Origin of the sequence: Streptococcus sp. HMSC034E12 (assembly GCF_001835915.1) — a bacterium.
GTDB classification, from domain to species: domain Bacteria; phylum Bacillota; class Bacilli; order Lactobacillales; family Streptococcaceae; genus Streptococcus; species Streptococcus vaginalis.
Window position 1 is genome coordinate 2,190 of sequence record NZ_KV826457.1, and the last position, 358, is coordinate 2,547.

Below are 358 nucleotides of genomic sequence, written 5' to 3' on the forward strand. Positions count from 1 at the left end.
GTATCCGATATTTCAGCCATCTATCTTCTAGTATCGTTTCGTGCATTTCGTGCGAATGCGAATTCTTCCTTGTCTTGGAATCTAATTGATTCTGATATTTATCTCTCGCTTCTGTCCACAGCTTACGTGCACTCTCTTTTGTGTATAGTATTTTAGTCATGCCCTACCTCAATTATTCCAGCTTTAACTAAATTGTTAATATAATTTCGGACATATCCAGCGCATTCACGTTCTAGATTACTCATATTGCCAGTACTTATTTCGTCTGTGTCAAAAGTAAAGCCGCACATACCACCGTAAACGCAACAAGACAATTCCATATAACCTTTGTCTGCATAAAATTGAAACAGAACTTCAT

At 37.2% G+C, this 358-nt stretch carries 1 protein-coding gene; it reads right to left on the bottom strand.

Annotated features, from left to right (window positions below; genetic code table 11):
- Positions 1-152: 152 nt before the first annotated feature.
- Positions 153-358 (bottom strand): hypothetical protein (locus HMPREF2574_RS10670; protein WP_218970107.1); only part of this gene is annotated, 206 nt, incomplete at its 5' end.